This window comes from Pontibacterium sp. (assembly GCF_041587635.1).
GTDB lineage: Bacteria > Pseudomonadota > Gammaproteobacteria > Pseudomonadales > Balneatricaceae > Pontibacterium.
In genome coordinates this window covers 1-4153 of sequence record NZ_JBFGYC010000368.1, presented here as the reverse complement: position 1 = coordinate 4153, position 4153 = coordinate 1, and the positions used below count along the sequence as shown (strand labels likewise).

The window sequence follows — 4153 nt, the reverse complement described above, 5'->3', positions numbered from 1 at the left end:
TTGCTGTCAGTTTGTTTTCCGACTATGCAGTTTTAAGTTTTAACGCTAGATACGAATTCAATTTATGAGTGTTACACCAGCCTATGCCGCCTGAAGATATCCCTGGAATAGGCTGTCCTTTATTTATTTCATAGTCCTGCCTACGCTTTACTCACCAACTGTACAAATTACAATCAAAAATATTGAGGAAGGTTTACAAAAATGCGTCAGGACAAAAAAGTACTTAGTTATTTGAATCAGATCCTAAAAACGGAACTTACATCGATCAACCAGTACTTTCTGCACGCCCGTATGTGTAAGAACTGGGGATTAGATGAGATGAACGAGAAGGAGTACAAAAAGTCGATCAAGGATATGAAGCAAGCCGATGCTTTGATTGAGAGGATCCTGTTTCTGGAAGGCCTGCCAAACCTTCAAGATCTTGGCAAACTGCGCTTAGGGGAGCAGGTGGAAGAGATATTACAGTGTGACCTAGACTTGGAGATGGAGGAGTTGGCACAGCTCCGTGAGGCAATCGCATATTGTGAAGAGAAACAAGACTATGTGAGCCGGGAATTGCTGGAAAATATTCTGGGAGATGAAGAGGACTACGTTGATTGGCTTGAAGCCCAACAGGGTCTTGTTCGCAAGGTTGGCGTAGAGAACTATCTGCAAGCCTTGATGTAAAACGGTGGGGGATAAAATGAAAGGCAATACGAAAGTAGTTAGCATATTAAATGAATTGCTTGCGGGGGAGTTAACCGCGATGGACCAATACTTTATACACTCCCGGATGTACCAAGATTGGGGATTGGAAAAGCTATATGAGCGTATCAATCATGAGTTTGATGATGAAAAAGGCCATGCGGCAAATTTGATTGAACGTATACTCTTTCTGGAAGGGACACCAGACCTCAGCAAGCGTTCAGGCCTGAAAGTGGGTAAGGATGTTCCAGAGATGCTGGAAAACGATTTACAGTTGGAGTATTCCGTTGATAAAGCCCTGAAAGCTGCTATCCAACTCTGTGAAACGGAGCAGGATTACCAAAGCCGTGAGATCCTTGAACAGATGCTGGCAGATACTGTGGAAGATCATGCCTATTGGCTGGAGAAACAGCTGGGATTGATCCAGAAAGTTGGATTACCGAACTATCTTCAGTCACAAATGGGTTAAGTTATAAGCCACATCTAGCTAAGGAACTACTGCGTCTGGTCAGCTACAAAGACATCAGGTGTAAAGGCTGGGTTTGATCTAACAGACTATGTCCGCTTTCAGCTGATAGATTTAATCGGTGTGTTGCAACGACCTATTGAATTCACAGCACAAAGCGGCCACTTCAGTCAGGGGTATTGTTAGATGAGCAGCAACCTGTACCTTCTTGTATTGGAGGGCAAGGAACTGTGCCATAAGAGCAATAGACACAACAGTCGCCAGGAAGTGGCTTCAGTAACGTACTGCACCCCTCACATTCATAAAACCATTGGCACGCGTCGGTTGGCATGGATTCCATTTTTGAATGCCCGCACTCTGGACAGGTAATAGTCGATTCTAAAACGATCTTGTTGCTCATTACGTCTCCTTGTCCTGTCTAGTGGTTTGGCAAACTCGGTGCGGTGGTGAAGTTAGATCCCAGACTGCTACCCCAAACATGAGTGCAAGGGCTGCATAAAACATGTAGGTGCTCCATGCGTCCGTCCAGAACAGGTACAAAGTGGTCAGCACCATAATGGGTCCTGCAATGGCCAAAATACCCCTCAGATGGTGTTTATGTGACCACCACGAGACTGAGGCAGCAACGAGCGCAATGGCCGCAAATAGTGGAAGTAAGGTATTGATGAAAATACCTTCAAATTGTGCCAAGAACCCCATACCTAAGGCGGACCCGAGAGCACCCAGCACGGGAAAGCATGACACACATCCCATTGCCGAAACGATAGCTCCCAACGCCCCCAGCTTTTCGGTAAGTATTGATAACTGCATACCCTACATCTCAAAATCAATCGATACATTGAGTATAAACTCCGTACTATGGTACGGAATCAAGCATGAATCATTTGCCCTGTGAAATGGCGTCAATGATCGGGCAGGAAGAGTTGGAGCTGTTGTCTTCACATGAACTGATCAGTGTCTCCAGTGTACTTGCGATTGCGCGAAGGTCTTTTATTTTCCCTTTCACATCATCAAGCTTACTGGATGCCAATTGCTTTGTTTGATCACAGCTCCCCTCACCAAGGGACAGCAGAGTCTTGATTTCAACTAGACTAAAACCGAGCTTCTTCGCGCGCTGTATGAACTGTATCTGTTGCACATTTTGGTCAGTGTATGTTCGATACCCAGAAGCAGGCTTCGCAGGCTCAAGGATAAGCCCAATGCGTTGGTAATATCTTATGGTCTCGACACCCACACCAGCCTGCTTAGCCGCTGTGCTAATAGTCAGTTTGTCCATTGATTTTGATTATCACTCCTCATTGCTCTTGGGCTGCATCTGAAACTACTTGAAAACTACTGCTACGACATATAGCGCCTGGAGTTAAGAGCGATATCTCAACCCTTATCAATCTCGTCAAGAATGGGGCAGCCGTCCTGGCTGGCACCACACAGGTTGGTCAATAACTGCAGCTCGTCCCGCAAGGTACTTAGTTCAACAAGATGTTCCTCGATCGCCGCCAATTTCTTATGCGCCAACGCCCGTACTTTCGGTTTGGCCTGTTGCGGATTCTCTCGAAAATCCAGTAGTTGAGCGATTTCATCCAAGCTAAACCCCATCCTTTGCGCCCGTTTAATAAAACGCAGCCGCGAGAGGTCCTTGTCACTGTAGGCACGTACACCGGCACTGCTGCGATGTACCCGGGGCATCAGGTTAATCTTTTCGTAATAACGCAAGGTATCAGCACTGATACCCAACTCTGCTACGACTTCGCCGATTCGCATCATTCCTTAAATCCAGAGATAGTATTCATTCAGCAGATAAAGACCCACCATAATCAATGTTAGCCCACCCAACGTTTCGAAGGTTCGACGCCAACGGCCAACCATCAGTAAGCTTTCCAGCCAACCGATACTGATCGCCCCCACGAGGAGGGGAATCACTCGTCCAATGGCAAAGGCCAGCATCAGCAGACCACCATAAATCACCGACCCAATGGATGCGCTCACGCCCAGCCCAATCCAAAGCCCCGGCGAACACACCGGACAGACGCCCACCGTAAACGGCATACCGAGCATAAACGCGCCCCAGAGCGTGGCAGCACGACGGCCACGCCAAGGAAGCCAGGGCATGGGTAACGGAAGCCAGCCCGTCCATAAGAAGCCCAGCATGATCAGTAAAGGTCCAAGTACCACACCCCACTGACGGCTCAACAAATCCTGTGCCCATGCGCCACCCAAAGCGGCTCCTACGCCCAATACTACATGGGTAAAGATCAGACCGGCCGCAAAGGCGCTGCCGTAATTCACGGCTTCCTTAAACTCGCGGGCGCGAGTGACGTAGGCCAGCGCCACCGGGATCGAGGCGAATGCCACTGGGGTGAAGCTGAACAGGAACCCGGCCAACAGGGCTGCACTCAAGCCGCCGATGCCGCCCATCTGCATCCAGGTCGCGGTATCCATACTCAGGCCCCTTCAAGGCGCTCCAGAATCGCAAGGCGTAATTTGGCCTTGGACGGTGGCGCAGGGAAGACCAGTTCGCCATTCAAGGCGATGGCGGGGGTACTCAGGACACCCAGTTGTACGGCGTAGTCGATCTCCTCGACCACGTTGATCTCCCGGTATTGGATTCGCGCATTATTTAACTCTGCAACGGTCTCCTGGGCCAGTGATCTCGCCTTCTGACAGCGACCACAGCCTGAAGCGGTCAGCACCTCTACCAATACCAGGTTTTGGTCAATGCTCATTGTACCTCCAAGCCCAGCCATTTCAGGGCCTAAAAACTGTGCCTAAATCCTGCTCGCAGGATAAAGTCATTCTCCAGCGCTGTGCCGTTCAAGTCCTGCTGCACCGGCGCTTGCAATACTGCCTCCCACACCCAGCGTTTACTGACGTACTGGATCCCCGGGGAAAGAAAGACGGAGGTTCCACCGGAGTTGCTATCCGCGACGCCCGACACCCTGTTCTTCTCCCGCTCAAGGACGTTCAGCTCTAACACCCCGTAAACGAAACCCGGCACGCCTGCCC

9 protein-coding genes are annotated in these 4153 nt (G+C 49.6%); 2 read left to right on the top strand and 7 right to left on the bottom strand.

The genetic code is table 11. The features are described from left to right. Nucleotides 1-201: 201 nt before the first annotated feature. Together bfr (ABYW01_RS15645) and bfr (ABYW01_RS15640) are read left to right on the top strand one after the other, a co-directional pair. Nucleotides 202-666: a bacterioferritin gene (gene bfr, locus ABYW01_RS15645; RefSeq protein WP_372834415.1), complete on the top strand. Its 465-nt coding sequence runs from the start codon at nucleotides 202-204 to the stop codon at nucleotides 664-666. Nucleotides 667-682: 16 nt separating this feature from the next. After that, nucleotides 683-1153 (top strand): bacterioferritin, encoded by a 471-nt coding sequence (bfr, locus tag ABYW01_RS15640; RefSeq protein WP_372834412.1) that lies wholly within the window; start codon nucleotides 683-685, stop codon nucleotides 1151-1153. Between the two features lie 163 nt (nucleotides 1154-1316). On the opposite strand, the gene ABYW01_RS15635 is transcribed toward bfr (ABYW01_RS15640), so the two are convergent. From ABYW01_RS15635 to ABYW01_RS15605, 7 genes are all read right to left on the bottom strand, one after another. Further along, nucleotides 1317-1550: a GDCCVxC domain-containing (seleno)protein gene (locus tag ABYW01_RS15635; RefSeq protein WP_372834409.1), complete on the bottom strand. Its 234-nt coding sequence runs from the start codon at nucleotides 1548-1550 to the stop codon at nucleotides 1317-1319. After that, nucleotides 1550-1960, bottom strand: coding sequence for an organomercurial transporter MerC (gene merC / locus ABYW01_RS15630; protein WP_372834406.1), 411 nt, complete (start codon nucleotides 1958-1960; stop codon nucleotides 1550-1552). The genes ABYW01_RS15635 and merC overlap by 1 nt, the downstream gene beginning before the upstream one ends. A 70-nt stretch (nucleotides 1961-2030) precedes the next feature. After that, on the bottom strand, nucleotides 2031-2426 hold the full coding sequence (locus ABYW01_RS15625; RefSeq protein WP_372834403.1) for a MerR family transcriptional regulator: 396 nt from the start codon (nucleotides 2424-2426) through the stop codon (nucleotides 2031-2033). A 98-nt stretch (nucleotides 2427-2524) separates the two neighbouring features. Then, on the bottom strand, nucleotides 2525-2914 hold the full coding sequence (locus ABYW01_RS15620) for a heavy metal-responsive transcriptional regulator (RefSeq protein WP_372834401.1): 390 nt from the start codon (nucleotides 2912-2914) through the stop codon (nucleotides 2525-2527). A 3-nt stretch (nucleotides 2915-2917) separates the two neighbouring features. Next, nucleotides 2918-3589 carry a cytochrome c biogenesis CcdA family protein gene (locus tag ABYW01_RS15615; RefSeq protein WP_372834399.1) on the bottom strand — a complete coding sequence of 224 codons (672 nt, stop codon included), beginning with the start codon at nucleotides 3587-3589 and terminating at the stop codon, nucleotides 2918-2920. Nucleotides 3590-3591: 2 nt separating this feature from the next. Further along, nucleotides 3592-3873, bottom strand: coding sequence for a thioredoxin family protein (locus ABYW01_RS15610; RefSeq protein ID WP_372834396.1), 282 nt, complete (start codon nucleotides 3871-3873; stop codon nucleotides 3592-3594). A gap of 29 nt (nucleotides 3874-3902) precedes the next feature. Next, nucleotides 3903-4153: hypothetical protein (locus tag ABYW01_RS15605; protein WP_372834394.1), on the bottom strand; the 251-nt coding region annotated here is incomplete at its 5' end.

Coding starts and splice junctions, on each gene's coding strand:
- bfr (WP_372834415.1), top strand. CDS start 202: ATGCGTCAGGACAAAAAAGTACTTAGTTATTTGAATCAGATCCTAAAA.
- bfr (WP_372834412.1), top strand. CDS start 683: ATGAAAGGCAATACGAAAGTAGTTAGCATATTAAATGAATTGCTTGCG.
- ABYW01_RS15635 (WP_372834409.1), bottom strand. CDS start 1,550: ATGAGCAACAAGATCGTTTTAGAATCGACTATTACCTGTCCAGAGTGC.
- merC (WP_372834406.1), bottom strand. CDS start 1,960: ATGCAGTTATCAATACTTACCGAAAAGCTGGGGGCGTTGGGAGCTATC.
- ABYW01_RS15625 (WP_372834403.1), bottom strand. CDS start 2,426: ATGGACAAACTGACTATTAGCACAGCGGCTAAGCAGGCTGGTGTGGGT.
- ABYW01_RS15620 (WP_372834401.1), bottom strand. CDS start 2,914: ATGATGCGAATCGGCGAAGTCGTAGCAGAGTTGGGTATCAGTGCTGAT.
- ABYW01_RS15615 (WP_372834399.1), bottom strand. CDS start 3,589: ATGGATACCGCGACCTGGATGCAGATGGGCGGCATCGGCGGCTTGAGT.
- ABYW01_RS15610 (WP_372834396.1), bottom strand. CDS start 3,873: ATGAGCATTGACCAAAACCTGGTATTGGTAGAGGTGCTGACCGCTTCA.